Source organism: Burkholderia seminalis, assembly GCF_001718535.1.
Lineage (GTDB): Bacteria > Pseudomonadota > Gammaproteobacteria > Burkholderiales > Burkholderiaceae > Burkholderia > Burkholderia seminalis.
In genome coordinates this window covers 2,653,426-2,680,382 of the sequence record NZ_CP013400.1, presented here as the reverse complement: position 1 = coordinate 2,680,382, position 26,957 = coordinate 2,653,426, and the positions used below count along the sequence as shown (strand labels likewise).

General features: G+C 68.0%; 20 protein-coding genes. 12 read left to right on the top strand and 8 right to left on the bottom strand.

The window, feature by feature from the left end; all coding sequences use genetic code 11:
- Positions 1 to 3: 3 nt before the first annotated feature.
- From WJ12_RS32445 to WJ12_RS32435, 3 genes are all read left to right on the top strand, one after another.
- Complete coding sequence (locus WJ12_RS32445) at positions 4 to 627, top strand: LysE family translocator (protein ID WP_049029964.1); 624 nt, start codon at positions 4 to 6, stop codon at positions 625 to 627.
- A 226-nt stretch (positions 628 to 853) separates the two neighbouring features.
- Positions 854 to 2,443, top strand: coding sequence for a S53 family peptidase (locus tag WJ12_RS32440; RefSeq protein WP_034190618.1), 1,590 nt, complete (start codon positions 854 to 856; stop codon positions 2,441 to 2,443).
- Positions 2,444 to 2,516: 73 nt separating this feature from the next.
- Positions 2,517 to 4,193 carry a S10 family peptidase gene (locus WJ12_RS32435; RefSeq protein WP_034190617.1) on the top strand — a complete coding sequence of 559 codons (1,677 nt, stop codon included), beginning with the start codon at positions 2,517 to 2,519 and terminating at the stop codon, positions 4,191 to 4,193.
- Positions 4,194 to 4,265: 72 nt separating this feature from the next.
- Here WJ12_RS32435 and nadE read toward each other — a convergent pair whose 3' ends face one another.
- The 3 genes from nadE to WJ12_RS32420 all read right to left on the bottom strand — a co-directional run bounded on the left by nadE (position 4,266) and on the right by WJ12_RS32420 (position 6,592).
- Positions 4,266 to 5,114: an ammonia-dependent NAD(+) synthetase gene (gene nadE / locus WJ12_RS32430; protein ID WP_034190616.1), complete on the bottom strand. Its 849-nt coding sequence runs from the start codon at positions 5,112 to 5,114 to the stop codon at positions 4,266 to 4,268.
- A gap of 210 nt (positions 5,115 to 5,324) precedes the next feature.
- A complete protein-coding gene (locus tag WJ12_RS32425) occupies positions 5,325 to 6,194 on the bottom strand; it encodes a DMT family transporter (protein WP_059557433.1) in 870 nt (289 codons plus the stop codon).
- Between the two features lie 212 nt (positions 6,195 to 6,406).
- Positions 6,407 to 6,592, bottom strand: a complete 186-nt coding sequence (locus tag WJ12_RS32420) for a hypothetical protein (RefSeq protein ID WP_006480515.1) — start codon at positions 6,590 to 6,592, stop codon at positions 6,407 to 6,409.
- Positions 6,593 to 6,799: 207 nt separating this feature from the next.
- On the opposite strand from WJ12_RS32420, the gene WJ12_RS32415 reads away from it, so the two are divergent.
- On the top strand, positions 6,800 to 7,558 hold the full coding sequence (locus WJ12_RS32415) for a DeoR/GlpR family DNA-binding transcription regulator (protein WP_034190614.1): 759 nt from the start codon (positions 6,800 to 6,802) through the stop codon (positions 7,556 to 7,558).
- Positions 7,559 to 7,663: 105 nt separating this feature from the next.
- Positions 7,664 to 9,457: a phospholipase D-like domain-containing protein gene (locus tag WJ12_RS32410; protein WP_059557435.1), complete on the top strand. Its 1,794-nt coding sequence runs from the start codon at positions 7,664 to 7,666 to the stop codon at positions 9,455 to 9,457.
- Between the two features lie 54 nt (positions 9,458 to 9,511).
- On the opposite strand, the gene WJ12_RS32405 is transcribed toward WJ12_RS32410, so the two are convergent.
- The 3 genes from WJ12_RS32405 to WJ12_RS32395 all read right to left on the bottom strand — a co-directional run bounded on the left by WJ12_RS32405 (position 9,512) and on the right by WJ12_RS32395 (position 13,314).
- Complete coding sequence (locus WJ12_RS32405; RefSeq protein WP_034190612.1) at positions 9,512 to 10,186, bottom strand: TetR/AcrR family transcriptional regulator; 675 nt, start codon at positions 10,184 to 10,186, stop codon at positions 9,512 to 9,514.
- An 80-nt stretch (positions 10,187 to 10,266) separates the two neighbouring features.
- On the bottom strand, positions 10,267 to 11,583 hold the full coding sequence (locus WJ12_RS32400) for an NAD(P)/FAD-dependent oxidoreductase (protein ID WP_049033381.1): 1,317 nt from the start codon (positions 11,581 to 11,583) through the stop codon (positions 10,267 to 10,269).
- Between the two features lie 150 nt (positions 11,584 to 11,733).
- Positions 11,734 to 13,314 carry an amino acid permease gene (locus tag WJ12_RS32395; protein WP_059557436.1) on the bottom strand — a complete coding sequence of 527 codons (1,581 nt, stop codon included), beginning with the start codon at positions 13,312 to 13,314 and terminating at the stop codon, positions 11,734 to 11,736.
- A gap of 648 nt (positions 13,315 to 13,962) precedes the next feature.
- On the opposite strand from WJ12_RS32395, the gene amaB reads away from it, so the two are divergent.
- The gene (gene amaB, locus WJ12_RS32390; RefSeq protein ID WP_049033787.1) at positions 13,963 to 15,474 is read left to right on the top strand and encodes an L-piperidine-6-carboxylate dehydrogenase; all 1,512 of its coding nucleotides are present in this window, start codon (positions 13,963 to 13,965) and stop codon (positions 15,472 to 15,474) included.
- A 127-nt stretch (positions 15,475 to 15,601) separates the two neighbouring features.
- Here the strand turns inward: amaB and WJ12_RS32385 are convergent, their stop codons facing one another.
- Positions 15,602 to 18,046, bottom strand: coding sequence for a DUF3772 domain-containing protein (locus WJ12_RS32385; protein ID WP_049033790.1), 2,445 nt, complete (start codon positions 18,044 to 18,046; stop codon positions 15,602 to 15,604).
- 266 nt (positions 18,047 to 18,312) lie between these two features.
- Between WJ12_RS32385 and WJ12_RS36995 the strand changes: the two genes are divergently transcribed.
- The 5 genes from WJ12_RS36995 (at position 18,313) to WJ12_RS32360 (ending at position 24,529) form a co-directional block, all read left to right on the top strand.
- Positions 18,313 to 18,954 (top strand): hypothetical protein, encoded by a 642-nt coding sequence (locus tag WJ12_RS36995; protein ID WP_226104066.1) that lies wholly within the window; start codon positions 18,313 to 18,315, stop codon positions 18,952 to 18,954.
- A gap of 72 nt (positions 18,955 to 19,026) precedes the next feature.
- Positions 19,027 to 20,454, top strand: coding sequence for an MFS transporter (locus WJ12_RS32375; RefSeq protein ID WP_059557439.1), 1,428 nt, complete (start codon positions 19,027 to 19,029; stop codon positions 20,452 to 20,454).
- Between the two features lie 357 nt (positions 20,455 to 20,811).
- A complete protein-coding gene (locus tag WJ12_RS32370; protein ID WP_059557483.1) occupies positions 20,812 to 22,116 on the top strand; it encodes a hypothetical protein in 1,305 nt (434 codons plus the stop codon).
- A gap of 162 nt (positions 22,117 to 22,278) precedes the next feature.
- Complete coding sequence (locus WJ12_RS32365) at positions 22,279 to 23,391, top strand: porin (RefSeq protein ID WP_034190605.1); 1,113 nt, start codon at positions 22,279 to 22,281, stop codon at positions 23,389 to 23,391.
- 85 nt (positions 23,392 to 23,476) lie between these two features.
- The gene (locus tag WJ12_RS32360; protein WP_059557441.1) at positions 23,477 to 24,529 is read left to right on the top strand and encodes a nucleoside hydrolase; all 1,053 of its coding nucleotides are present in this window, start codon (positions 23,477 to 23,479) and stop codon (positions 24,527 to 24,529) included.
- Between the two features lie 34 nt (positions 24,530 to 24,563).
- Here WJ12_RS32360 and WJ12_RS32355 read toward each other — a convergent pair whose 3' ends face one another.
- Positions 24,564 to 25,475, bottom strand: coding sequence for a LysR family transcriptional regulator (locus tag WJ12_RS32355; RefSeq protein ID WP_034190603.1), 912 nt, complete (start codon positions 25,473 to 25,475; stop codon positions 24,564 to 24,566).
- Between the two features lie 94 nt (positions 25,476 to 25,569).
- Here WJ12_RS32355 and WJ12_RS32350 point away from each other — a divergent pair, with 94 nt between their 5' ends.
- Positions 25,570 to 26,919, top strand: a complete 1,350-nt coding sequence (locus WJ12_RS32350) for an NCS2 family permease (RefSeq protein WP_049033794.1) — start codon at positions 25,570 to 25,572, stop codon at positions 26,917 to 26,919.
- Positions 26,920 to 26,957 lie beyond the last annotated feature (38 nt).

Here is a 26,957-nt window from a genome sequence, read left to right as displayed (position 1 = left end):
ACCATGATTTCCACGCATTTGCTGTTGATTTATCTCGCCGCGCTGGCCGCCATTTATGCGGTGCCGGGGCCGGACATGGCGCTCGTGCTGCAGACCAGCATCGGCCGTGGCGTGCGGCCCGGGATGGCGGCGGCAGCCGGGTTGTCGCTCGCGCGCACCGCACACGTGACGCTGTCGGCCTGCGGCGTCGCGGCGCTGATCCGCGGCGCACCGTGGCTGTACGAGGTGATCCGCTATGGCGGCGCGTTGTATCTCGCGTATGTGGCGATCCAGGTGTTCCGCTCGCCGGTGTTCGCGCTCGGCGACGGCGATGCGGCGACCGCCGGCGAGCTGCGGCAGTCATTCGTGAAGGGGCTGCTGACGAACCTGCTGAACCCGAAGGCGCTGCTGTTCTGCTCGGTGCTGCTGCCGCAGTTCGTGCGACCCGAGGCCGGGCCGGTCGTTTGGCAGATGTTCGAGCTCGGCGCGCTGCTGGTCGCGGCCGGCGTGTGCTTCGACCTCGCGTGCGTGTTCGGCGCGTCGCGCATCGCGGCGTGGATGCGCGCGCATCCGCTCGCACAGACCGTGCAGCGCTGGACGTTTTCGGCGGCACTGATCGGATTCGCGCTGCGCCTTTCAATGGACTGAACGAGGCTCCGCGCCGTTGCCGCGCAGCCCGACTGGCCGCGCGCAATGCCGGCCTTCGCGCGCGTGCCTTGCTGCAGAAGGGGGGACGCGCAAATCGTCTGACTGTTCTAAACTTCCTCTAACTTCGCGCAAGCGCGAATCGACTGACCGAACGGAACCGACTTCCGCCGGCTGTGTCCGATTTCCTGGCTGTTCCGTGCAACGCGGTACCAAGGAGGGTCTGAACATGGCAAGGCATCTTCACGCCGACCGTGAACCCCGAATCGTCGCCGAGTCCAAATGTCTCGGCGCGTGCGATCCGGCAGAACGCATCCACGTCACGATCATGTTGCGGCGGCAGGAAGAAGGGCAACTCGATACGTTGGTCCACCAGCTCGCCACCGGCGACGCACAGGCGAAGCCGCTGTCGCGCGAAGCGTTCGCGCAGCGTTTCTCCGCCAATCCCGACGACATTCGCAAGACCGAGGATTTCGCGCATCGTCATCAGCTGACGGTCGATCGCGTCGATCCGGTCGAGAGCGTCGTCGTGCTGTCCGGGACGATCGCACAGTTCGAAACCGCATTCGGCGTGAAGCTCGAACGATTCGAGCATCGGTCGATCGGCCAGTATCGCGGCCGCTCGGGCCCGATCGCGCTACCCGACGATCTCGGTGACGCCGTCACGGCCGTGCTCGGCCTCGACAGCCGCCCGCAGGCGCGGCCGCATTTCCGGTTTCGTCCGCCGTTCAAGCCTGCGCGCGGTGCCGCGGGCGTGACGTTTACGCCGGTCCAGCTGGCGTCGCTGTACGATTTTCCGGCCGGTGACGGCGCCGGCCAATGTATCGCGATCATCGAACTCGGCGGCGGCTATCGCGCGGCCGACATCCAGCAATATTTCCGCGGGCTCGGGCTCAAGACGCCGCCGACGCTCGTCGACGTGAACGTCGGCACCGGCCGCAATGCGCCGACCGGCGACCCGAACGGCCCGGACGGCGAAGTCGCGCTCGACATCGAGATCGCCGGCGCGATCGCGCCCGCCGCGACACTCGCCATCTACTTCGCGCCGAACAGCGACGCGGGTTTCATCCAGGCCGTGAACGCGGCCGTGACCGACAAGACCAACCAACCTTCCGTGATCTCGATCAGTTGGGGCGGCCCGGAAGCCATCTGGCAGGCGCAGTCGGCGCAGGCGTTCAACCGCGTGCTGCAGGCGGCCGCCGCGCAGGGCATTACCGTGTGCGCGGCGTCGGGCGACAGCGGCTCGGGCGACGGGCTGCAGGACGGCACCGATCACGTCGATTTCCCCGCGTCGAGCCCGTACGTGCTCGGCTGCGGCGGCACGCAGCTCGATGCGCTGCCGGGGCAGGGCATCCGCAGCGAGGTCACGTGGAACGACGAGGCGGCCGGCGGCGGCGCGGGCGGCGGCGGCGTCAGCACGCTGTTCGACGTGCCGGCGTGGCAGCAGGGGCTTGCCGTGACGCTCGCCGACGGCAGCCGCACGCCGCTCGCGAAACGCGGCGTGCCCGACGTGGCCGGCGATGCGTCGCCGCAGACGGGCTACGAGGTATCGGTCGCGGGCACCGCCGCGGTGATGGGCGGCACGAGCGCGGTCGCACCGCTGTGGGCCGCGCTGATCGCACGGATCAATGCGGCGGCCGGCGCGTCGGCCGGCTGGGTCAATCCGGTGCTGTACAAGCATCCGGGCGCGCTGCGCGACATCACGAAAGGATCGAACGGCACCTATGCGGCCGCTTCGGGCTGGGACGCGTGCACGGGGCTCGGCAGCCCGAACGGCGCGCAGCTCGCCGCGATCCTCGCGCGCAAGCCGTCGAGCTGACGCGCGGGCCCACGCCTTTCCGTTCGACGCGGGTGTCCTGCCCGCGTCTTTTTTCACCTCCAGGAGCAGCACGATGGGCATCGATTCCGCATCTTCCGGCGGCGTGTATCCGCTGCATCACGGCGACCACAATTCGCATGGCGTGCCGCCGACCGTCAACCCGGTCGCGCTGAGCCACGGCCGCGACCAGCCGTTCTTCGACCCGGTCGCGTACGGCAACGGCCCCGACGACTCGGTGACCGACACGACCGAGGCGGCCGCGATCACGCATCACACCATCCTGATCGACGGCAAGCGCATCGCGTACACGGCGACGGCCGGCCATCTCGTGACGGTCGACCCGAGCAGTTCGCAGCCGGCCGCGAAGCTTTTCTACGTGGCGTTCACGGCCGACGGCGCGAAGGAAGAAACGCGCCCGGTGACGTTCTTCTATAACGGCGGCCCCGGTTCGTCGTCGGTGTTCGTGCTGCTCGGCTCGTTCGCGCCGAAGCGCATCAAGACGTCGATGCCGGGTTTCACGCCGCCCGCGCCGTACCAGATCGAAGACAACCCGGACAGCATGATCGACCACAGCGACCTGGTGTTCATCAATCCGGTCGGCACCGGCTATTCGGCGGCCGTCGCGCCGAACAAGAACCGCAATTTCTGGGGCGTCGACCAGGATGCGGATTCGCTGAAGCAGTTCATCAAGCGCTACCTGACGAAGAACAACCGCTGGAATTCGCCGAAGTACCTGTTCGGCGAATCGTACGGCACAGCGCGCAGCTGCGTGCTCGCGTACAAGCTGCACGAGGACGGCGTCGACCTGAACGGCGTCACGCTGCAGTCGTCGATCCTCGACTACCGGCAGGCCGGCAACCCGGTCGGCGCGCTGCCGACCGCCGCGGCCGACGCGTGGTATCACAAGAAGCTCGGCGTCACGCCCGCGCCGACCGATCTCGGCGCGTTCGTCGAGGAGGTCGCGCAGTTCGCGCGCACCGACTACCTGAAGGCGCTGCGCACGCTTCCGCATGCGGATCCGGCGGCCGTGCAGAAACTGTCGCAATACACGGGCATCGATGCGGCGACGCTGCAATCGTGGAGCCTCGATATCGCCGGCTACGACACGCGCGGCAATTCGCTGTTCCTGACGACGCTGCTGCATGCGCAGGGGCTCGCGCTCGGTTCGTACGACGGCCGCGTGACCGGAATCTCGTCGGGCATCGCCGGCAAGATCGATCCGAATTCGGGCGGCAACGATCCGACGATGACGGCCGTGACGGGCGTCTATACGGCGATGTGGAACAGCTACCTGAACGAGCAGCTGAAGTTCACGTCGAATTCCGCGTTCACCGACCTGAACGACCAGGCGTTCCGGAACTGGGACTTCGGCCACATCGACCCGACCGGCGCGCAGCAGGGCATCGATGCGCAGGGGAACGTGATTCTCTATACGGCCGGCGATCTCGCCGCGGTGATGGCGCTGAACGTCGACCTGAAGGTGCTGTCGGCGAACGGCTTGTACGATTTCGTCACGCCGTTCTACCAGACCGTGATCGACCTGCAGCAGATGCCGCTGGAGGATCTGAAGGTGCGGCAGAACCTGTCGGCGCGGTTCTATCCGTCGGGGCACATGGTGTATCTCGACGGCGGCTCGCGCACCGCGCTCAAGCGCGACCTCGCGACGATGTACGACGCGACGGTCAGCGATACGGGTGCGCGACTGCGGATTCGCGCGTTGCAGGCGAAGAAGGCGGGCGGGCACGCATAGCGCTGCCCGTGGTGGGCGTGCCGCGCGCGGCCTCGACGGCTCGCGCGCGGTATGCCGGTTGCGGCGGCCGGCTTACGCGGGCCGCCAGTCGAACGGCGTGTACGGCAGCGCGCGCTTGTGGCGCGAACCGTCGAAGAAGCGCAGCACCGTTTCGTACACGCGGTCTTCGACCGGCTTGCCCTCGAGGAAATCGTCGATCTCGTCGTAGGTCACGCCGTACGCGTGCTCGTCGGGCCGCAGCGGACGCAGTTCCTCGAGGTCGGCCGTCGGCACCTTCATCACGATCGTTTCCTCGCCGCCGAGCGCACGCGCGACCGCGCGCACGCGCCGCTTGCTCAGGCCCGCGAGCGGCAGGACGTCCGCGCCGCCGTCGCCGAACTTCGTGAAGAAACCCATCAGCGACTCGGCCGCATGGTCGGTACCGATCACGATGCCGCGCCGCGCGCCGGCCACCGCGTACTGCGCGATCATGCGTTCGCGCGCCTTGATGTTGCCGTGCACGAAATCCTGCTGCGCCGGCGTGTCGAATGCGTGGCCGGATGCGACCAGCGAGCGCAGCATCGCATCCGCGGCCGGCTTCACGTCGACCGTCAGCACCTCGTCCGCGCGCACGAACGCGAGCGCGCGCTGGGCATCGGCTTCGTCGTTCTGCACGCCGTTCGGCAAGCGCATCGCGATGAAGCGCGCATCGTAGCCGTCGGCGCGCAGGCGCTCGACCGACAGCTGCGCGAGCCGGCCGGCCGTCGACGAATCGACGCCGCCGCTGATGCCGAGCACGTAGGACCGCAGGCCGGTCGAACGAAGATAGTGCGCGAGGAAATCGATGCGGCGGTCGATCTCGGCCTCGGCGTCGAAGTGCGGGGCAACGTTCAGTTCGGCAATGATCGCGCGCTGGCGGCTGGCGTAATCGGCGGATGTCATGAAGAAAGTTCCGGAACGAAATGCAAGGCGCCCATCATAAGCGCAATCGCGGCGCGGTGCCGCGCCGGGCGTGCGTTCCGGAGGCTTCGCGTTGCTTCGGCGAGACGTACTGCGTCGCCGTGGTGCACGGTGCGCCGGGCGGGTGCGGGATGCCGGGCGAACGGCATGCGCGCTCGCCCCGCCGACGGGATGCGCGCCGGATGGCCGGCGTCAGCGCCGCGCCAGCACGACGCCCACCAGCGCGAGCGCGAAGCCGGCGAGCTGGATCGCCGCGAGCGTTTCGCCGAACAGCCAGTAGCCTTGCAGCGCGGCCAGCGGCGGCGCGAGGAACAGCAGCGACGTCGCGCGCGCCGCGTTGCCGCGGCGCAGCATCCACATCAGCATCGTGACCGCGCCGCCGGACAGGAACACGACGCCCCACACCAGCGACACCCATAGCGCCGGCGCGCCGATCCAGCGGGTTTCGTGAAGCAGCGCGACGAAGCCGGTCGCGACGATCGCCGCGCCGAAATTCTGCACGGCCACCGCCGTGCGCAGGTCGCTCTGCGCGAGCTTGCCTTTCTGGTACAGCGAGCCGGCCGTGATCGATCCGACCGCCAGCACCGATACGGCGACGACCAGCCACTCGGGCGCCGCACCCGGCGGCGACGCGACGCCGCCCGCGACCTTCGGCGCCAGCACGAGCGCGACGCCGACGAGCCCGAGCGCCATCCCGAGCCAGCCGCGCGCGGGCAGGCGCTCGTTGAACAGCGGGACCGCGAGCACGGCGGTGGCGAGCGGCTGCAGCGCGCCGAGCAACGCCATGACGCCCGCGTTCAATCCTTGCGCGACGGCCCAGTAGCTGGCGCCCAGATAGACGCCCTGCAGCAGCGCGCCCGCGATCAGATGGCGCGGCCATTCGCGGCGGGCCGGCCACGGTGCGCGCGCGGCGAGCGCCACGACGCCGAACAGCGCGGCCGTGCCGGCGAAGCGCGCGAGCAGGAACAGGTTGGGATCGGCGTAGGGTTTGATGGCCCGCGCGACGATGAAGCCGGTGGACCACAGCGCGACGAACGCGGCGGCGACGATCGAGGTAAGCATGCGTGACGGGCCACGAGCTGGCCGGACAGAATCGGAAAGTCGGCCAGTATCGGGGGAAGCGGGGCCGGCGTCTTGTCGAATCCTGCACTCATGCCGGGCGAGGCGTGGCCGTGCCGGTCGTCAACGTGCGCCGGGTTTGCGGCGCGGAAAGGGAGGGGGCCGCGCGGCGCGATGCGGCGCGGCCGGGCGTGAAGCCGCGGCGATCGGCCGGATCAGTCGATCGAGAACGTGTCGAGCGGCTGGTTGGCGCGCGCATCCGTCGCGAAGCGCGCGGCGAGCTGTTCATAGAGCCGGCGTGCCTCGTCGAGCGTCAGGTCGATCCAGTACGGATCGCCGGCCGCGTCGTTGAGGCGTTCGGGCGGAAACTGGATTTCGATCACACTGCCTTTGCGATACATGGCGCGAGCCCCTTTGCTTGATCCGTCATTCGGCGAAACGCAGAGTGTAGCAACCGGCGTCGCGCCGATTCGCGCGCATGAGGCAATACAGAATTTCGCTTTCGGGAAACGCGGCCGGCCCCGTTTCCCGCCGCCGTCAAATGCCGGTCAAACGGCCGTAATACAATGGCCGGCTCACCCATTACAGTCGCCTCGGGCGCACACGCGATGCTGGCGGAACAACGTCATCAATACATCCTGTCGGAGCTCGGACGGTCGGGCGCGTTGTCGGTCGCGGAACTCGTCCGTTCGCTCGACGTGTCGCGCGAGACGGTAAGGCGCGACCTGAATGCGCTGGCCGCGCGCGGCCTGCTCGTGATGACGCACGGCGGCGCGCTGGCCGCCGATCGCCGCGAGCCGAGCCTGTCCGAGCGCGAAGCCGCGAATGCCGAAGCGAAGCGCACGATCGGGCGGCGCGCGGCCGAATTCGTGCCCGACGATGCATCGGTGCTGATCGATTCGGGCAGCACGCCGCATGCGGTCGCGCTCGCGCTCACCGACCGGCACCGGCTGTCGATCTACACGAACGACTGGCGTACCGCGTTCGTGCTCGCGCGGCGCAACGGCAACCGCGTGACGCTGCTCGGCGGCGAGCTGTCCGACGACGAGGATGCGACCTTCGGGCTCGACACGATCCACCAGCTCGCGCAATACCACGTCGATTTCGCGTTCGTCGGCGCCGGCGGCATCACGCCCGACGGCGAATGTACCGACTACTCGCGGCTCGCGGCCGAGGTGCGCAGCCGGATGATCGCGGCGGCCGGCACGGCGATCATCGTCGCCGACCATTCGAAATTCGGCCGCGTGACGCCGGTGCGCATCAACGGCACGGCCGCCGCCCGCTATCTCGTGACCGAGCGCGCGCCCGACAAGGCCGTGCGCCGTGCGCTGACCGCGCGCGGGATCGAACTGCTCGTGTGCGACTGACGCGCGTCCGACATACAAGGTTCATCGAAGCGTCATTCCACGGGAAGACCCGCCGCCGACACTGACCCATTCACCTCGACCGGCCGTCAGGCCAGGGAGCAATGAATGACCGTCAGCGTGCGCAGCTATCTTTCCCCCACCCTGGTCCTGCTGGCCTTCGACTGGCCCGATGCGGCGGCGCGGCCCGATTTCCTCGGCTTCGCGATCCGGCGCACGCCGGGCTTCTGGTCGGCCGACGGCAAGACGCGTGCGCCGGACAGCTGGTTGCCGAACCGCCTGACGTTCGACGGCCCGGCCGCCGACACGCAGGGCGATGCGCCGACCGATCAGGCGCCGATCCAGAAATTCATGTGGTGGGATGCGCGCATCGATCCTCAGGACCGCGATGCATCGTTCCGCTACGACGTCTATCCGGTCGTCGGCACGCCGGCGAACCTGCAGGTGCTCGACGCGGAGGCCGGCGTGTGCGACGTCGTGCTGCCCGCGCACATCGAGGACGGCATCGGCACGTGGTTCAACCGCGCGGTGGTCAGCTCGCAGGCGTTTGCCAGGCAGGTCGCGGCGCTGGGTCTCGCGCCGAACGAGGCGCCGAGCGACGCACAGGCGCTGAAGTTGCGCACGTGGCTCGCGAACGACATGGAGCAGGTGTTCGCGGAGATGCTCGACCCGGCGTCGCGCGCGGCGTCGGCCGTCTATCACCTGACCGACACGCTGTGGGCGCTGCCCGCATTCGAAGCGTTCGGCCGCAAGCACGGCGAAGCGTCGCTCGCGATCGTCTACGACGCGCACGCGACGGCGCGCAAGGGCAAGCCGCCGCTGCCGTCACCGAACCAGCCGGCCGTCGACGCGCTGCAGGGCCTCGCGACGCTCGCGCCGCGCGACAGGACGCACATCATGCACGACAAGTTCATCGTGACCGACGCGCCGTCGAACCCCGCGCCCGCGCGCGTGCTGACCGGTTCCGCGAACTTCACGACCGAGGGGCTGACCGAGCAGGCCAACGTGCTGCACGCATTCGACTCGTCCGTGCTCGCCGCGCTGTACAACGACCGCGCGCATGCGCTCGCGAGCAATCCTTCGATTGCCGAGACGGCGAAGCTGACGTCGGGCTGGTCGGCGCCGATGACGATCGGCAGCGCGCAGGTGCGCGTCGCGTTTTCGCCGGAGCCGGCGGGGCAGCGTACGGAGATCGACACGATCGTCGCCGCGATCGCGGCCGCGAAGCATTCGGTGTCGTTCTGCCTGTTCATGCCGACCGACGCGGCGCTGCGCGATGCCTGTTTCGCGGCCGGCGACCGCGGGCTGATGATGTTCGGGCTGGTGAACCGGATCAGCGTCGGCAGCGCGACGAAGGCCGATACCGCGCGGCAGGCAGGCCAGACGCTCGATGCGGCCACGCTCGCGAACCTCGAGTTGTACCATCGCAGTCGCGACAACCGCGACGTGATCGATGCCGCGTATTTCTCGCCGGCCACCGTGCCGCCAGGCTTCACGCCGGAACTGCGGCTCTTTCCGGGCGAGCCGGCGCCGGCCTTTCCGCCCGTCGTGATTCATCACAAGTTCATCGTGATCGATGCGGAAGGCGCGAATCCGGTCGTGTACACGGGCTCGGCGAACATGAGCCGCAATTCCGAGCAGTACAACGACGAGAACTTGCTCGAGATCCGCGACACGCGGGTCGCGGCGATCTATCTCGCGGAATTCCTGCGGCTTTACGAGCACTATCGCGCGCGGGCGCTGGCGATCGATGCGCAGCGGCACGGCCCGGACGCGGGGACGGGCGCGCATGCGCGGCTCGCGCTCGCGCCCGATTCGCGCTGGGCGAGGAAGTATTACGTGCAGGGAAGCCCGGAAGAAAAGGCGCGGATCGCACTGGCGTCGACCGCGCCGACCAACTGACGCACCGAAGTGCGAAGGGCACGGCAGGTGCGTGCCCCGGCCGGCCGCCGCCGCTTACGCGGCGACGTAGCGCAGCACGGCGTCGGCGATCGTGTCGCGATGCCGCGTGCGCAGGCGCGGCGCCGACGGATCGCGGCCGAACGCGGCGCCGAACGTGTAGCGGTTCGACACGCGGTGGAAGCAGAACGAGCTGATCAGCAGGTGCAGGTCGAATGCATCGATGTCCTTGCGGAACGCGCCGCTGGCCGCACCGCGCTCGACCAGTTCCTCGAGCGTCTTGATGATGCTGACGTTGCGGTTCTTGAACGACTTCAGCTGTTCGAGATACTTCGCGCCGTGGATGTTCTCGATCGACACGAGGCGGACGAAGTCGCGATGCTTGTCGTGATAGTCGAACGTGAATTCGACGAGGCGGCGCATGCCTTCGCGCGGCTCCATGTCGCCGACGTGCAGTTCCTGCTCGAGCGCGCGGATGTCGCCGTACACCTTCTCCAGCACGGCCTCGTACAGGCCTTCCTTGCTTTCGAAGTAGTAATAGAGCATGCGCTTCGTCGTGTTCGTGCGCTCGGCGATCGCGTCGACGCGCGCACCGGCGAGGCCCATCGCGGAGAATTCCTGCGTGGCGACGTCGAGAATGTTGCGCTTGGTTTGCTCGGGATCGTATTTGCGCCGCGCTTCGGACGCAAGCGCTCGGGTGTCGGACGTGGCGGCCTTGCTTCCTGCTTTCATGTGACTTTGTTTTGGGTTCGCGGCGGCTAGGAAAAGGCATTCTAGCATGTGGGAAATGCCCGCCCGGCCGACCTTCCGCTCTAATCGGCCAGGCCGTCCGGCGGGGCCGTTTCGGCCGCCGCGCCCGCTCGGCGGCGGCAGGATGCGAGCGCGTCGCGGGCCTGGTAGGCGGTGTACGTGAGCTGCGCGGCGGCGAGGCCGGCCAGCCCGAACGTACGCGTGAGCCCGAACGCGGCGAAGCCGTCCGGCACCGGCCGGCCTTCGGCCAGCGCGGCGGCGAGCGTTTCGCCGGCCACCGTGGTCGGCGCCATGCCGTGGCCGCCAAACGCGATCGCGTGCCATACGCCGTCCGCGTCGCGGCCGATCTGCGGCATCTTGTGCCGGGCGTAGCTCATCAGCCCGCCCCACGCGTAGTCGACCTTCACGCCTTCCAGTTGCGGATACACGCGCAGCAGGTCGCGCCGCAGCAGGCGCGCGATCGCATCGGGGCCGCGGTCGAGCACCGAGATCCGGCCGCCCCACAGGATGCGCGTGTCCTTCAGCGGCCGGTAGTAGTCGAACGCGAAACGCGTGTCGTAGATCGCGTACGGCGCGTCGATCGCGTCGGGCAGCCGCGTGCCGAGCGGCTCGGTCGCGATCACGTAGGTCGCGATCGGCAGCACCGCGCGCTCGATGCGCGGCGACACGCCGCGCGCGTAACCGCCGCCGGCGAACACGACGTCTTTCGCGCGCACCGCGCCCTGCGCCGTGCGCACGACGTACCCGGCGCCTTCGCGCGCGATGCCGAGCGCGGCCGAGCGTTCGTACACGCGGGCACCGCCGCGCGAGGCGGCCGCCGCGACGCCGAGCACGTACTTGAGCGGATGGAAGTGGAAGGCGTTCGGCTCGAACAGGCCGCCGTAATAGCGCTGCGTCTTCAACCGCTCGCGCAGCGCGCCGGTCGGGACGGGTGCCCAGTCGACGCCGAGTTCCTGCTTCATCAGCGTGCGCACGCCGTCGAGCCGCGACGGATCGTCGAACCAGTTCGCGAGCATCACGCCCTGGTCGACGATGTCGCAGTCGATCCCGTAGCGGGCGATCCGCGCGCGGATCAGGTCGACCGCATCGACGGTGAGCCGGTACAGCCGGCGCCCTTCGTCGCGGCCGAGCGTGCGCAGCAGGTCGGCATTGTCGAGGCTGTAGCCGCCGAACACGAAGCCGCCGTTGCGGCCCGACGCACCGAAGCCGACCCGTTCGCCGTCGAGCACGACGACGTCGCGCACGCCGCGCTCGACGAGGCCGAGCGCCGTGCACAGGCCGGCGAGGCCGCCGCCGACGATGCAGACCTGCGTGTCGATCGTGCCGGTCAGTTGCGGGTAGGGCTGGCGGGTAACGGTGGCTTCGTAGAAGTTCTGCATGCGATTTCGTTGATTCGTGACGACGGGAAAACGGACGGCGCGCGTCGATCTTGCCTGAACGCGTGCGCCGCGTCGAATGGCGCTTGTCAGGGCGCCGGCCACCGCGTTCGGGCGGCAGCCGGCGCAATGCGTGACGTCAGGCTTCAGGCTTCAGGCGCCCGGCGTCGGGTTGGCCGGGCGCGCGACGTAGCCCGCGTAGCCGATGTCGGCCTGCGGGGCCGCTTCTGGCGTGGCGTTGCGTTCGATCCACGGCGCGATCTCCATGTCTTCGTAGCGTACGAGGCGGCACTTGCGCACCAGCGCGTAGCCGAGCCAGATCGCGACGAAGAACGGCAGGCCGATGTAGGTCGCGGCGACGCCGGCCCAGTCGATCTTGTCGGAGAGGAACGCCTGGTAGTCCTGGCCGAGCGCGACGACCGCGCACAGCGCGAACGCGAACAGCGGGCCGAACGGGAACCACTTCGACCGGTACGGCAGCTGATCGAGCCGGTAGCCCTGCTTCAGGAAACCCTTGCGGAACCGGTAGTGGCTGACCGCGATGCCGAGCCACGTGATGAAGCCGGCCATGCCCGACGTGTTCAGCAGCCACAGATACACGGTCTTGTCGCCGTACAGCGACGTGAGAAAGCACAGCGCGCCGACGGCCGTCGTCGCATACAGTGCATTGCGCGGCACGCCGCCCCGCGACAGCTTCGCGAAGATCTTCGGCGCACGGCCTTCGGTCGCGAGGGTGTAGAGCATCCGCGTCGACGCGTACATGCCCGAGTTGCCGGCCGACAGCACGGCCGTCAGGATCACCGCGTTCATCACGCCGGCCGCGAACGCGAGGCCCGCGTGGCGGAATACGAGCGTAAACGGGCTTACGCCGATGTCGGTCACGTCGCTCTTCAGCAGGCTCGGGTCGGTGTAGGGAATCAGCACGCCGATCACGAAGATCGCGAGCACGTAGAACAGCAGGATGCGCCAGAAGATCTGGCTCACCGCGCGCGGGATCGTCGTGCGCGGGTTCTCCGATTCACCGGCCGCGACGCCGATCATTTCGGTGCCCTGGAACGAGAAGCCCGCGATCATCGCGACGCCGAGCATCGTTGCCCAGCCGCCGGCGAACGGCGCGTCGCCGATCGTGAAGTTGCTCCAGCCGGCGCTCGGGCCGCCCTGCATGATCCCGAAGATCATCAGCAGGCCGACGCCGACGAACGCGAGCACCGTCAGCACCTTGATCAGCGCGAACCAGTATTCGGCTTCCCCGAAACCGCGCACCGACAACGCGTTGAGCGCGAAGATCAGCGTGAGGAACAGCGCGCTCCACCAGACGCCCGGCACATGCGGGAACCAGTAGTGCATCACGAGCTGCGCGGCGACGAGTTCCACCGCCAGTGTCACGGCCCAGCTGTACCAGTAGTTCCAGCCGAGCGCGAAGCCGAAGCCTTCGTCGACGAATTTCGCGCCGTAGGTCGCGAACGAGCCCGACACCGGCATGAACGCGGCCATTTCGCCGAGGCTCGTCATCAGGAAATAGACCATCAGGCCGATCACCATGTACGCGATCATCGCGCCGCCGGGGCCGGCCTGCGAGATCGACGCGCCGGATGCGACGAACAGGCCCGTGCCGATCGAGCCGCCGATCGCGATCATCCGCAGATGACGGGCCTGCAGCGCACGGTGAAGGGACGGCTTCGCGGGCGGCGAGCCGGACGGACGGGGCGAATCGGGGCGGGCGTCTGAATGCATGGCGGGCGCTGGGCGCTGTCTCCGGGATTGTTTTTTCGGTGACGAAGCGCGACGCGTTGCCGGACGCGGGCCGGGGCAGCGGTGATGCGGTGCGAAACGGGCCGCCGGGGGCCCGATGAGCCGGGCCGCGGGGCGTGTCGCCTTCGTCGGGCGTCCGGCCGCTTGTCATGGCGGCCGGCGGCGCGCCGGGTGCATGGCACCTCGACGCCGCCCCGATTGTGGGTGCCCGATGTACGGGCGGCAAACGATATTTCCGAACAGGGTGATGCAGCTTTGTCATCAACTCGCGCCACGTCGGGACGCGTCCCGTGGCCCGGTCACGAGCCTTGGAAAAGTCTCGTATCGGGACGGGAGCGCACGCGTTCTTCCTGCCAGGTTGTTGCGTTTTGGGAATGAAGTCGTGAGTTAATATCAATAGCGGCCCGACTTGTGGCCGCCGACAATGTGTTTCATGGATCGTGCCTCGCGAGGCTGGGGCGCGCCGTCCGGCCGGGCTTCCGGCGGCGGCGCGGCGCGATGCGCCGTACGCGGCGCACCGGGCCGGCCACGCGGCGCATCCGCTTGCACAGGGCGCGCGAACGCGCTCCAATCGAATCACGCGGGCGGCGCTGCCGCCGCACCGATCAATCTGTCCCTGAAGAGGAAGTGATGCAATTCAACGACATTCTTGCCGCGCTCGATATCGATCTCGCCCAGTGGAAAGGCAATGCGCTGACCGCGCGCTCGCCGCTCGACGGCGCGACGCTCGCGACGCTGGCTGTCGACACGCCGGCCGACGCGGAGCGCAAGATCGATGCCGCGCACGACGCATTCCTCAAGTGGCGCACGGTGCCGGCGCCGGTGCGCGGCGAACTCGTGCGCGTGTTCGGCAATGTCCTGCGCGAGCACAAGGCCGAACTGGGCCGTCTCGTCACGCTCGAGGCCGGCAAGATCACGTCGGAAGGCCTCGGCGAAGTGCAGGAAATGATCGACATCTGCGATTTCGCGGTCGGTCTGTCGCGCCAGCTCTACGGCCTGACGATCGCATCCGAGCGCCCGGGCCACCGGATGATGGAAACGTGGCACCCGATCGGCGTGTGCGGCGTGATCTCGGCGTTCAACTTCCCGGTTGCCGTGTGGGCATGGAATGCGGCGCTCGCGTTCGTGTGCGGCGATTCGGTCGTGTGGAAGCCGTCGGAAAAGACGCCGCTCACCGCGATCGCGTGCCACGTGCTGCTCCAGAAGGCGATCCGCGAGTTCGAGAAGACTCATCCGGGCGTCGCGCCGGCGGAACTGAGCCAGCTGGTGCTCGGCATGCGCGATGTCGGCGAGGTGCTGACGGCGTCGAAGAAGGTGCCGGTCGTCAGCGCGACGGGCAGCGTGCGGATGGGCCAGGAAGTCGCGAAGGTGCTGAGCCAGCGTCTCGCGCGCGGCATCCTCGAACTCGGCGGCAACAACGGGATGATCGTCGCGCCGAGCGCGGATCTCGATCTCGTCGTGCGCGCGGTCACGTTCGCGGCGGTCGGCACGGCCGGCCAGCGCTGCACGACGCTGCGCCGCCTGATCGTGCATCGCAGCCTGGTCGAGCAACTGCTGCCGCGCATCGAGAAGGCCTACACGTCGGTGAAGGTCGGCAACCCGCTGGAAGAAGGCACGCTGGTCGGCCCGCTGGTCGATCGTGCGTCGTTCGACGCGATGCAGAAGGCGCTGGCCGATGCACGCGAGCAGGGTGGCGAAGTGAAGGGCGGCGAGCGCGTCGACGTTGGTCATGCGGATGCGTACTACGTGCGTCCGGCAATCGTGCGGATGCCGAAGCAGTCGGCGGTGGTCGAGCGCGAAACGTTCGCGCCGATCCTGTACGTGATGATCTACGACAACTTCGACGATGCGATCGAACTGCACAACGCGGTGCCGCAAGGGCTGTCGTCGGCGATCTTCACGAACGACATGCGCGAGGCCGAGCAGTTCATGTCGGCGGCGGGCAGCGATTGCGGGATCGTCAACGTGAACATCGGCACGAGCGGCGCGGAAATCGGCGGCGCGTTCGGCGGCGAGAAGGAAACGGGCGGCGGGCGCGAGTCGGGTTCGGATGCATGGAAGGCTTATATGCGCCGCGCGACGAATACGATCAATTACAGCCGGCAATTGCCGCTGGCGCAGGGCGTGAAGTTCGACGTTTGATGTCGGTTGCCCGAATGGGGCACCATGTATGAGTGAGAAGGGCCGGTTGCCGCGGATGCGGTGACCGGCCCTTCGTGTTTCGGCGCGGGCGGCGCCATCGTCGATGACAAGCCCGCTCAGGCGATGCTCACTGCTCCGCCGCCGGCATGTTCTGCACGACCAGCATCTGCGGGCTCGACAGCGTGATCCCCGCCGCGCGCAGCTGCTTCAGGATCTCGAACAGCAGATCGCTCTTCGTCGAACTCGCGATCCGCGGGCTCGACACGTAGCCCGTCACGCTCAGCGTGATCCCGTCCGGCGTGAGCTGGCTGAACGTCACCGACGGCGCAGGCTTCTCGAGAATCGCCTGATGCTCGCGATACGCGTCGAGCAGCAGGTCGCGCACCTGCTCGGGATCGGTGTTCAGCGGGAACGTCAGCACCAGCGTCGCGACGCCCTGCGTGCTGTTGCCCATCGTCACGTTGCGCACGTTCTGCGAGATCAGTTGCGAGTTCGGCACGATCACGGTCGAGCGGTCGCTGAGCTGGATCTCGGTCGCGCGCACGTTGATGCGGCGGATGTCGCCTTCGACGCCCGCGATGCTGACCATGTCGCCCACCTTGACGGGGCGTTCGGTCAGCAGGATCAGCCCCGACACGAAGTTCTTCACGATCTCCTGCAGGCCGAAGCCGATCCCCACCGACAACGCGCTGACGATCCACGCGAGGTTGCTCCACCGCACGCCGAGCAGCCCGAGCGTCATCAGCACGAGCAGCACGTAGCCGACGTTGGTGAACAGCGTGATCAGCGACACGCGCATGCCCGTATCCATGCCGAGCGCGGGCATGAACTCGCTGTCGAGCCAGCGGCGCAGCGAGCGCAGCAGGTAGAAGCCGATCGCGAACCCGATCACGGCGTTCAGGATCCGGTCGGGCATGATGTTCAGGCTCTGCAGCCGCTGGCTGCCGATCATCGCGACCGCGCTGTCGAGCAGGTCGCCCGGCGTCGTGCCGAAGCCGCCCGTCACCAGCGCGATGGCCGCGATCAGCATCAGCAGGCTCGTGCCGAAGCCGGACAGGACCGTGCGCGCCTGATCGAGGTGGCGGTCCTCGAGCGCGAACAGGTGCTTGATCTGCTGGCCCGTCGACAGGCCCGACGAGAACAGGCTTTCGCTCGCATCGCGCGTCAGCTGGATCAGGATGTAGGTCGCGCACAGCACGATCTCGAACCACACGAGTTCGTACGTGATGAAGCGCGCGACCGTGATGTAGCCGATCAGGAGTGCGATCAATGATACGACGATCGCCAGCGTGACGCCCGCATGGATCAGCCCCGCGAGCGTCGAGCGCTGCTCGGGCGCTTCGCCGGCCGCCGCGAGCGCGCTGCGTGCGCGGTTCGCGCGCAACAGCGACGCGCCGACCGTCAGCGCCACGACGAGCGAGACGATGCCGCGGCCGAACAGCGTGACCGACAGGCTCGTGTCGACGATCCGGTTGATCGATTCGAGCGTGCCGGACACCAGCAGCAGCGCGGCCAGGATGCTGGGGAACGGTTTCATCGCGAGCGCGACGGGATCGGCGAGCGCGGGCAGTCGCCACGACGGATGCTTCGTACAGAGCAGGGCGCGGCCGAGTCCGGCGATCAGCGCGCAGGTTGCGGCGAGCTTCGCGAACTGGTCCCACAGATCGGTCAGCGACGGCGTGAGCTCGTAGCGGCGCGCGACGGCGAGGTAGAGGATCTGAACGGCGATGGCCGTGGCCAGGAACGTCGACAGCACGGTCGACAGCGCCAGCGCGCTGCGGCGCAGGCGCGTGGGCGGCAGACGGTTCAGCGCGATCCACGCGAGCCCGCGCTCGATGAGCCGGCGGCCGCCGAGCCACGCCGCGAACGAGGCGATCAGCAGCACCGTCGTGAGCGCCCGCTGCCCGGGTACCCATGACGAATGCAGCATGTCGAGCAGCTCGTCGTCGAAATCCTGGAGCCGCTGGCGATCGTCCGGCGAAAGGTGGAACAGCGGCAGCCAGAACTGCGCGCTGAAGATGCTGCCCGAACGGAACGCGAGCTGGTTCTTCAGCAGGCTGCGATGCAGTTTCGCGAACTGCTCGGTCAGGTTCGTGAGGCTGGCCTTCTGGTCGGCCGCCTGCTTCAGCGCCGCATCGATCTGCGTCTTGCGTGCGTCGAGCGTGGCCCGTTGTTTCGCGACGGCTGCCGTTTCCGGTGCGGCGCCTTCGGCGGGCGGCGGCCCGAGCACGTCGAGTTGCGCCTGGATCTGCGCGCGTTGCGGCGTGAGATCGCTTTGCAGTTTCGCGATATCGGTGCTCAGTTCCTGGGCCGAGTCGTCGAGCGCGTCCAGTTCCTTGCTGTTGGACGTCGTCGAGGTCTGCTGCTTGATGCGGTCCAGTTCGACCTGCATCTGCTTGAGCTGCGCGATGGCGTCGTTCAGCGAGATGGCCGGGACGGGGGCGCCGACGCCGCTTGCGCCGGGGGCCGAAGCGGCCGACGGAAATGCCGACGCGGTCGCGACCGCCGCGAACTGCAGCAGCGCGATCAGCGCGATTCGACAGGCGTACGTGGATAGTCGTTGTATGGACATGGAATGCTTACGATTTGCCGACGATGCCGGGTGCCGAAAAGCAGCCGGAAGCCGGTGGTTGGCCCGACTGCATGTTACCGGGGCGCGGGCCATCGATTTCCGAATCCGCATGGGCGACGTTTCGGCGCCGGGCAGGAGGGGCCGACCGCGGGAAATCCTGCTCGCCCCTGTCTTGTTAAGGGTGTGCCGACCGAATCGCGTCCGAAACCGCGCGATGTTGCCGTTCAGCCGCGGCAGGCGGCCGGACAGATGGTTACGAAATTTACATGAAGTTGGCCCGACGGCGGTTCGTGCTAATTGGGGCGCGAGTCATGGCGGCATACGCTGCCGATGCTGAGCTTTCATTTCTCTGTCGCTTCATCGTCGGTAAAATGCCGCGGGTCGCGGGCAGGCGTCCGGGACATGAGAAGGGGGAGGCCGCCTGCCGCGCGGCGAAAAACGAACAACGAAAAGAAATCCTGAGAGCATGGCTGACCGATGTTCATCCGGACGACGTCGTCGCATCCGGTGAAGGTTTCAACGCGTGGCTGATCAGCGTGACGCATGGCTACGTGGACGTCGATCGATTGAAAACGGTCGCGAGCATGATTCCGGTGCTCAACAACCTGATGGCGCTGGCCGATGCGCTCACCGACATCGTCGATCGTCCACAAGCGAGGCGGCGAACTGCTCGACTATCTCGGACTCGCGATCAACCTGATCGGCGTGATTCCATTTCCGCCCGTACTGGCGCCCATGCGCCTCACGGCGCGGCCGCTTCTGGCAACGTCGATTGGACGATAGGGAATCTTGTTCGACGTTGTGCCCGGTCAGCCAGCTATAACGAACCGGCTCGCTACATCTGTTCCAATGCGGCCGATGCGCCCGTGCGTCAATTGATTGATGTGCTCAGCCCCCCGCCTCGCTAAAATGCGCGAAGCCGCTCGCCAGATCCCCTCTGCTGGCGCCAACGACAATCAAGAATCCGGAGACTCGCCACCATGGCATCCACCCAGCCCGACCCGCTCACGGCAGCAGGCGCCGCCCGCCCTGCGGCGATCGACCCCGGCTCCATCTCGGCGCGCCTCGACCGCCTGCCGCCGACCCGCAGCGTCTGGAAGCTCGTCGTGCTGCTGAGCCTCGGCTTCTTCTTCGAGCTCTACGACCTGCTGTACAGCGGCTACGTCGCACCGGGCCTTGTGAAAAGCGGCATCCTGTCGGCGACGACGCACGGCCTGTTCGGCACCACGGGCGTCGCGAGCTTCATCGCCGCGCTGTTCTCCGGGTTGTTCATCGGCACGATCGCATGCGGCTTCCTCGCCGACCGCTTCGGCCGCCGCGCGATCTTCACGTGGTCGTTGCTGTGGTACACGGCCGCCAACGTCGTGATGGCGTTCCAGGACACCGCGGCCGGGCTGAACTTCTGGCGCTTCGTCGTCGGTCTCGGCCTCGGCGTCGAGATGGTGACGATCGGCACGTACATCTCCGAACTCGTGCCGAAGCAGATCCGCGGCCGCGCGTTCGCGTGCGAGCAGGCGGTCGGCTTCGTCGCGGTGCCGGTGGTCGCGTTCCTCGCGTACCTGCTCGTGCCGCATGCGCCGCTCGGCCTCGACGGCTGGCGCTGGGTCGTGCTGATCGGCGCGCACGGCGCGCTGTTCGTGTGGTGGATTCGCCGAGAGTTGCCGGAAAGCCCGCGCTGGCTCGCGCAGCAGGGGCGCGTCGACGAAGCCGACCGCATCATGCGCGCGCTCGAGGCGAAGGTCGAAGCCGAATACGGGCGGCCGCTGCCGCCGCCCGCGCCGGCCGAACCCGTGCCGCCGCGCGGCAGCTTCCGCGATATGTGGGTGCAGCCGTATCGCAGCCGCACGATCATGATGACGATCTTCAACGTGTTCCAGACGGTCGGCTTCTACGGCTTCGCGAACTGGGTGCCGACGCTGCTGATCAAGCAAGGCATCACGATCACGTCGAGCCTGATGTATTCGAGCGTGATCGCGCTCGCGGCGCCGATCGGCCCGCTGATCGGCCTCGTGATCGCCGACCGCTTCGAGCGCAAGTCGGTGATCGTCGCGATGGCGGCGGCGATCGTCGTCTGCGGGCTGCTGTTCAGCCAGACGACGGTGGGCGCGTTCCTGATCGTGCTCGGCATTGGCCTCACGCTCGCGAGCAACATCATGTCGTACAGCTTCCACGCATACCAGGCCGAGCTGTTCCCGACGTCGATCCGCGCACGGGCAGTCGGCTTCGTCTATTCGTGGAGCCGCTTCTCGGCGATCTTCTCGTCGTTCGTGATCGCGGCCGTGCTGAAAGGCTTCGGCACGTTCGGCGTGTTCGCGTTCATCGCGGGCGCGATGGTGATCGTGATGATCGCGATCGGGTTCATGGGCCCGCGCACGAAGGGCATCGCGCTCGAAACCATTTCGAAGTAGTCGGCAGGTACGCACGCGTGTCGCGTCGTTTGTGCGACATGCGTGCGAAATGGTTTCAATGGGAACAACGCGTCGCCGGGATGATTTGGCATGCAAATTGATTTGACGGGGAGTCGTTTCATATCGAACGCGACGAACCGCCAAGCGTGACACGCAACGAAGCCGCAAACGGCAACGAGTTGAAACAAAGCGTGACGAAGCGCAAATCCACCGCCAAACCACGACTTCCGTCGCTGCCTATTCTTCCGTCGGCGCGTAAAATGAAGGGCCTGACGACTCATTAGCCGCCATCGGACCGCACGCGTTGCATCAGCGAACGGCTCCGCCGCGAAGAGGCGTCGGCGCCGGGCGCGCATGATGCGCCAGACGTGTCGATGGCTTGCGCGGAAGATGCGCCGCTCGCAACAGCACCACGCGGCGGCCGGATCGGCCGATGGCTTCGAACGTATGATGCTTTCCAGCTTGTCGCGGCGAATTTCGAAGTCGCGCCGTCGTACCCGCACAGTCGCCGCGTATGCGTCGCTCGCTGTCGTGCTGCCCGTTTCCATTCTTGCCGGGTTGCCTGCCTTCGCCGCATCCGACGCTTCGTCGTCCGTTGCTCCGTCATCCTCATCAGTGGCATCGCCCGCGTCGACGGCTTCTCATGCGCACCCGGGCTCGTCCGTGCATGCGTTGCCAGGTACATCGCCCGCGCCGTCCGCCCCCGCGGCATCGCACGTGCATCATGCAGCGCCGGCCAGCGCGGCATCGGCCGCTTCCGGCGCTTCTTCCGCAGCTTCTACAGCCGAACCCGCATCGGCTGCATCCGCCACCACCGCCAGCGAGGCCGAAGCCCCCGCGCCGACCCCGCCGCGGCGGCATCCGCCCCTATCGGCCGAGGAAGCGAAGAACGCGACGGCGCGCGCCGTCGACATGCGCAAGCGCTTCACGCAGGAAGTCACCCGCCGATTGAACGTGCCCGCGAGCGAACAGCGCGCCTACGGCGAGCGGCTCCAGAAGGCGCTCGTCGACGCGGACCTCGGCGACCTCGCCGGCGAATACGTCGCGATGGTCGACCGCGCACCGAACGTGCAGGCGCTGTTCATCTACTTCCGCGCCACGCCGGCCAATGCGTGGCTGATGATCGGCGCCTCGCCGGTCGGTACGGGGCTGCCGGGCAAGTACGACCATTTCCTGACGCCGCTCGGCGTGTTCCATCACTCGCCCGACAACATGGATTTCCGCGCCGAAGGCACGACGAACGAGAACGGCATTCGCGGTTATGGCCGCCGCGACATGCGCATCTACGACTTCGGCTGGGTGGACGGAGAACGCGGCTGGGGCAAGGGCGGCGTGTCGCCGATGCGCTTCCAGATGCATGCGACCGATCCCGACCGCCTCGAAGCGCTGCTCGGCATCCGGCATTCGAAGGGCTGCGTGCGGATTCCCGCGTCGCTGAACGCATTTTTCGACCACCACGGCCTGCTCGACGACGATTACCAGGCGCGTGTTGAAGCCGGCAAGTCGCTGTGGGTGCTGCCGCGCGATCGCGACATCACGCCGATCGCGGGTCGTTATCTGGTCGTGATCGACAGCGCGCGCAAGGCGCGCCCGGCCTGGGCGCCGATGCCGGGGCGCAACGCATGGTCGAAGGTGCCGAAGGGCGGCGACACGGCGGACTGATCGCCGGCCGCCGAACGCGGAGGGAATGCAGGGATGAGAATAAATCCGTTTTATTGATACATAAGAAAAGCAAACTTTTATTATCCGATCCGGGTTCGTATAGTCGAGTCCAGTTTCGCGGAACCCCGCCGCGCCTGGCCCACCACCGACCACACGACCCGCATGAAAACTCTCTACAAGCTCGCTCCGCTCGCGATGCTCGGCGCCTTCGCGACCCATGCCGGTGCGCAAAGCAGCATCACGCTGTACGGTCTCATCTCGGCCGGCGTCGGGTTCGCGACCAACCAGGGCGGCAAGAACGCCTGGCAGGCGCTGTCCGGCACGAACCAGAACCCGCGCTGGGGGCTGAAGGGCAAGGAGGATCTGGGGCAGGGGCTGTCCGCGGTCTTTCAGCTCGAGAACGGCTTCAACGTGATGACGGGCACGGCCGCGCAGAACGGCCGCGAGTTCGGGCGCATGGCCTATGTCGGCCTCGCCGACCGCACCTACGGTTCGCTGACGTTCGGCCGCCAGTACGATGCGATCCACGACTACATCGGGCCGGTGATCATCGCGAGCAACGGCGTGAACATCGGCGACAACGACAACGGCTACAACGACATCCGCGTGCAGAACTCGGTGAAGTACGTGAGTCCCGTCTACTACGGCCTGAAATTCACCGCGCTGTACGGCTTCAGCAACGCGACCGGCTTCGCGAACAACAGCGCGTACAGCTTCGGGCTCGGCTACGAGCAGGGCGCGCTGCGCTGGAGCGCCGTCTATGCGCAGTACAACCATCCGTACAGCGCGACGAACCAGGACGGCGCGATCGCGAACGACTATGCGTCGCCGCTGCTGATCTTCAGCAAGAGCGCGATGTCGCCGGCCGCGTATGCCAGCCGGCAGCGGATCGCGGGCACGGGCGGTTTCTACACGATCGGCCGCGCGCAGTTCGCCGCGATGTTCACCGACGTGCGCTACGATTACCTCGACAATTCGCATCTGCACCTGCAGAACCTGGGGGTGAACGTCGTCTACACGATGACGCCGCAGCTCTTCCTCGGCGCCGCGTACGCGTTCACGAACGGCAAGTACGACGTGATCGACAAGCGTCCGAAATGGCATCAGGTGAACCTGCAGGCCGACTACTTCCTGTCGAAACGCACCGACGTCGCGCTGACGGTGATCGCGCAGCAGGCGGCCGGCGACGCGGACCACGCGCAGATCTTCGCGTACGCGCGCTCGACCGGCACGCGCCAGATGATGGCGACGCTCGGCGTCCGGCACGTATTTTGAGCGCCCCCAATCCTGCCGCCTCGCGCCTGGCCCCCCGGAGGCAGGAAAACGTGGGGCGGCCCGGCGTTTTCTCGAGAGCCCGACCATGACACATCCGATCGCATCCCGCCGCACCTTCCTGAAACTGTCCGCCGCGCTGGCCGGCACCGCGCTGCTGCCCGAGGCGGGCGCGTTCGCGGCCGGCGGCGACGCTGCGCGCCGCACGGTGATCATCGATACCGACCCGGGGCAGGACGACGCCATCGCGATCCTGCTCGCGCTGGGCGCGCAGGACCGGCTCGACGTGCGAGCGCTGACGGCCGTCGCGGGTAACGTGCCGCTCGACCTGACCGAACGCAACGCGCGGATCATCCGTGACTGGGCCGGCCGCACGAAGACGCTGCCGGTCTATGCGGGCTGCCCGCGCCCGCTCGTGCGCGATCTCGTGACGGCCGCGAACGTGCACGGCAGGACGGGGCTCGAAGGCGTCGAACTGCACGAGCCGCGCGCGCCGCTTGCTGCCGGCCACGCCGTGTCGTACCTCGTCGATACGCTGAGCCGCGCGGCGCCGAACAGCGTGACGCTGTGCGCGCTCGGCCCGCTGACCAACCTCGCGACCGCGCTGGTCGAGGCGCCGCGGATTCGCGGCGCGCTGCGCGAAATCGTGCTGATGGGCGGTGCGTTTTTCGAGCGCGGCAACATCACGCCGGCCGCCGAGTTCAACATCTACGTCGATCCGCAGGCGGCCGAAGTCGTGTTCGGCAGCGGCGTGCCGATCGTCGTGCTGCCGCGCGACGTCGCGGTGAAGGCGCCGATCACGCCGGCGCGCGTCGCGCCGTTCCGCACGCTCGGCAACCGCTGCGGCGCGATCGTCGCGGACATCATGGATGCCGAGCTCGCATACAACAAGAAGCGGCGCGGCGTCGAAGAGGCGCCGATGTACGACCCGACGGCCGTCGGCTATCTCGTCGATCCGACGCTGTTCGGCGGGCGCAAGGTGAACGTGGTGGTCGAGACGACCGGGCAGTGGACGCTCGGCGAGACGATCGTCGACTGGAACGGGCGCAGCGGCCGTGCGGCGAATGCAACGTGGATCAACGAGGTCGATGCGGACCGCTTCTACGCGACGCTCGTCGAGCGCGTCGCGAAGCTGCCTTGAGCGCAGCGCGCAGGGCGCCGCGCGGTGAACGCGATCAGATGTGCTTCGCAATCCACTCGCGGCACGCGCGCACATGCGGGCCGCGATCGTCGGCGGCGAGCGAGATCAGCGAGATCGCTCGCGTGACGCGCGGTTTGTCCACGCGCAGCGCGACGAGTTCGGGATCGTGCAGATGCATCGTGTAGAGGCTCGGCAGCACGGCGGTCGCGAGGCCGTTGCGCGCAAGTGCGTAGAGCGGTTCGGTGTATTCCATCCGGTACGTGACGTTCAGGCGCAACTTGCCGGCGCCGCCGGTGCGATGCAGCGATTCGCTGACGCTGCCGCGCACGAACACCGCGAGCTCGCGATCGACGAGCTTCGCCCACGTGACGCTCTTCGCGCGGGCGAGCGGATCGTCGTGCCGCACGACGATCACGATCTCGTCCTCGAACAGCTGCTGGTAGCGCAGCGTGCCGTCGTCGCTGTCCGGCTCGCGCACGCCGATGCCGAGATCCGCGACGCCGTCGCGCACGGCTTCGACGAGCGCGCTGTTCGGCAGGTCGGTGAGCGTGAAGCGCAGCGTCGGACGCGTGCCGCGCAGCGTGTTGAGCGCGGGCAGCAGGCGGCCCGCGACCGACGGAATGAACGCGATGCGCACGGTCTGAATGCGTTCGCCGATGAGCCGCGTCATGTCGTCGAAGGTGCCGCGGGCCTGGTTGAGCAGGCGTTCGGCGAGCGGCAGCACGGCTTCGCCCGCGGTGGTGAGCGTAAGGCGATGCGCGGTACGCGCGAACAGGCGCCCGCCGAGCAGGAATTCGATCTGGCGGATCGACGCGGTGAGCGCGGGCTGGGTGAGCGACAGCGCCTGCGCGGCCTGCGTGAAGCTGCGTGCGTGGGCGAGCACGACGAAGTGCTGGACCTGCCGCAGCGTGAGCGCGGGCAGCAGCGACGAGCGGTCGGACGACATCGGGCAATAACGGTCGGGATGCGGTACGCGGCAGTATAAGACCGCGCCGTGGGAACCGACACAGGACAATATTCGGAATCACAGGAGAACCACCATGTCAGCGACTGACACGATCCCGGCGCGCGCGCCGGCCAACTGGCTCGAACGCCGCTTCGCGCTCGCCGCGCGCGGCACGAGCGTGCGCACCGAGACGATCGCCGGCGTCACGTCGTTCCTCGCGGCCGCGTACCTGCTCGTCGTGATTCCGTCGCTGCTCGCGACCGGCGGAATGGAGCGCGGCGCGGCGACGACGGCGACCATCGTCGTGTTCGTGTTGTTCACGACGCTGATGGGGCTCTACGCGAACCTGCCGTTCCTCGTCGGCCCCGGCATCGGCGGCTCGGTGATCATCGGCGTGACGCTCGCGACGACGGAACACGTCGGCTGGCAGACGGGCCTCGGCATCGCATGCGTGTCGGGCGTGCTGTTCTTCCTGCTGACGATACTCGGCGCGCGCGGCGTCGTGGTGCGGCTGATTCCGGTGCAGATCAAGCTCGGGCTCGGCGCGTCGATCGGATTGTTCGTCACGATGCTCGGGCTGCGCAACGCGGGGATGGTCGTCGCGAATGCGAAGACCAACGCGTTCGCGCTCGGCGACTTCTCGCGGCCGGGCGCGCTCGTCGCGCTGACCGGCCTCGCGGTGGCGATCGTGCTGCAGGCGCGCAAGGTGCCCGGTGCGATCCTGATCGCGATCCTCGCCGCGGCCGCAGCCGGCGTGCCGCTGGGCGTCACGCACCTGCCCGCGTCGTTCGTGTCGCTGCCGCACAGCATCGCGCCGATCGCGTTCAAGCTCGATATCGGCAGCGCGTTGAGCCTTGCGGCCGCGCCGTACCTGTTCGCGTTTTTCGCGGCGGAATTCTTCTCGACGCTCGGCACCGCGCTCGCGGTCGGCGCGAAGGCAAACCTGCTCGACGAGCAGGGCAACCTGCCGAACATCAACCGGCCGTTCCTCGTCGACTCGCTCGCCGCGACGCTCGGGCCCGTGTTCGGCATCCCGGCGCTCACGGCGCTGATCGAATCGGCCGCGGGCGTCGAGGCCGGCGGCCGCAGCGGGCTGTCGTCGCTGGCCGCGGCCGTGCTGTTCGCCGCGATGCTGCTGTTCGTGCCGGTCGCGCTCGCGATCCCGAAGGAGGCGACGGCGCCGGCGCTGATCCTGATCGGGCTGTCGATGTTCGCGACGATCCGCCATACGCATTTCGACGATTTCACCGATGCGCTGCCCGTGATGTCGATGGTGCTGCTCACGCTGATGTCGAACAGCTTCGGCACCGGCATCGCGGGCGGGCTGCTGTGCTACGTGCTCGTCAAGCTGCTGGCCGGCCGCTGGCGCGACGTGTCGTGGGGGCTCGTCGTGCTCGCGATTCCGCTCGGCTATTACTTCTGGACCGTCGTGAAGCCGCACTGAGGGACGGCTTTCGCGACGCACAGGCACTACCGAAAAAA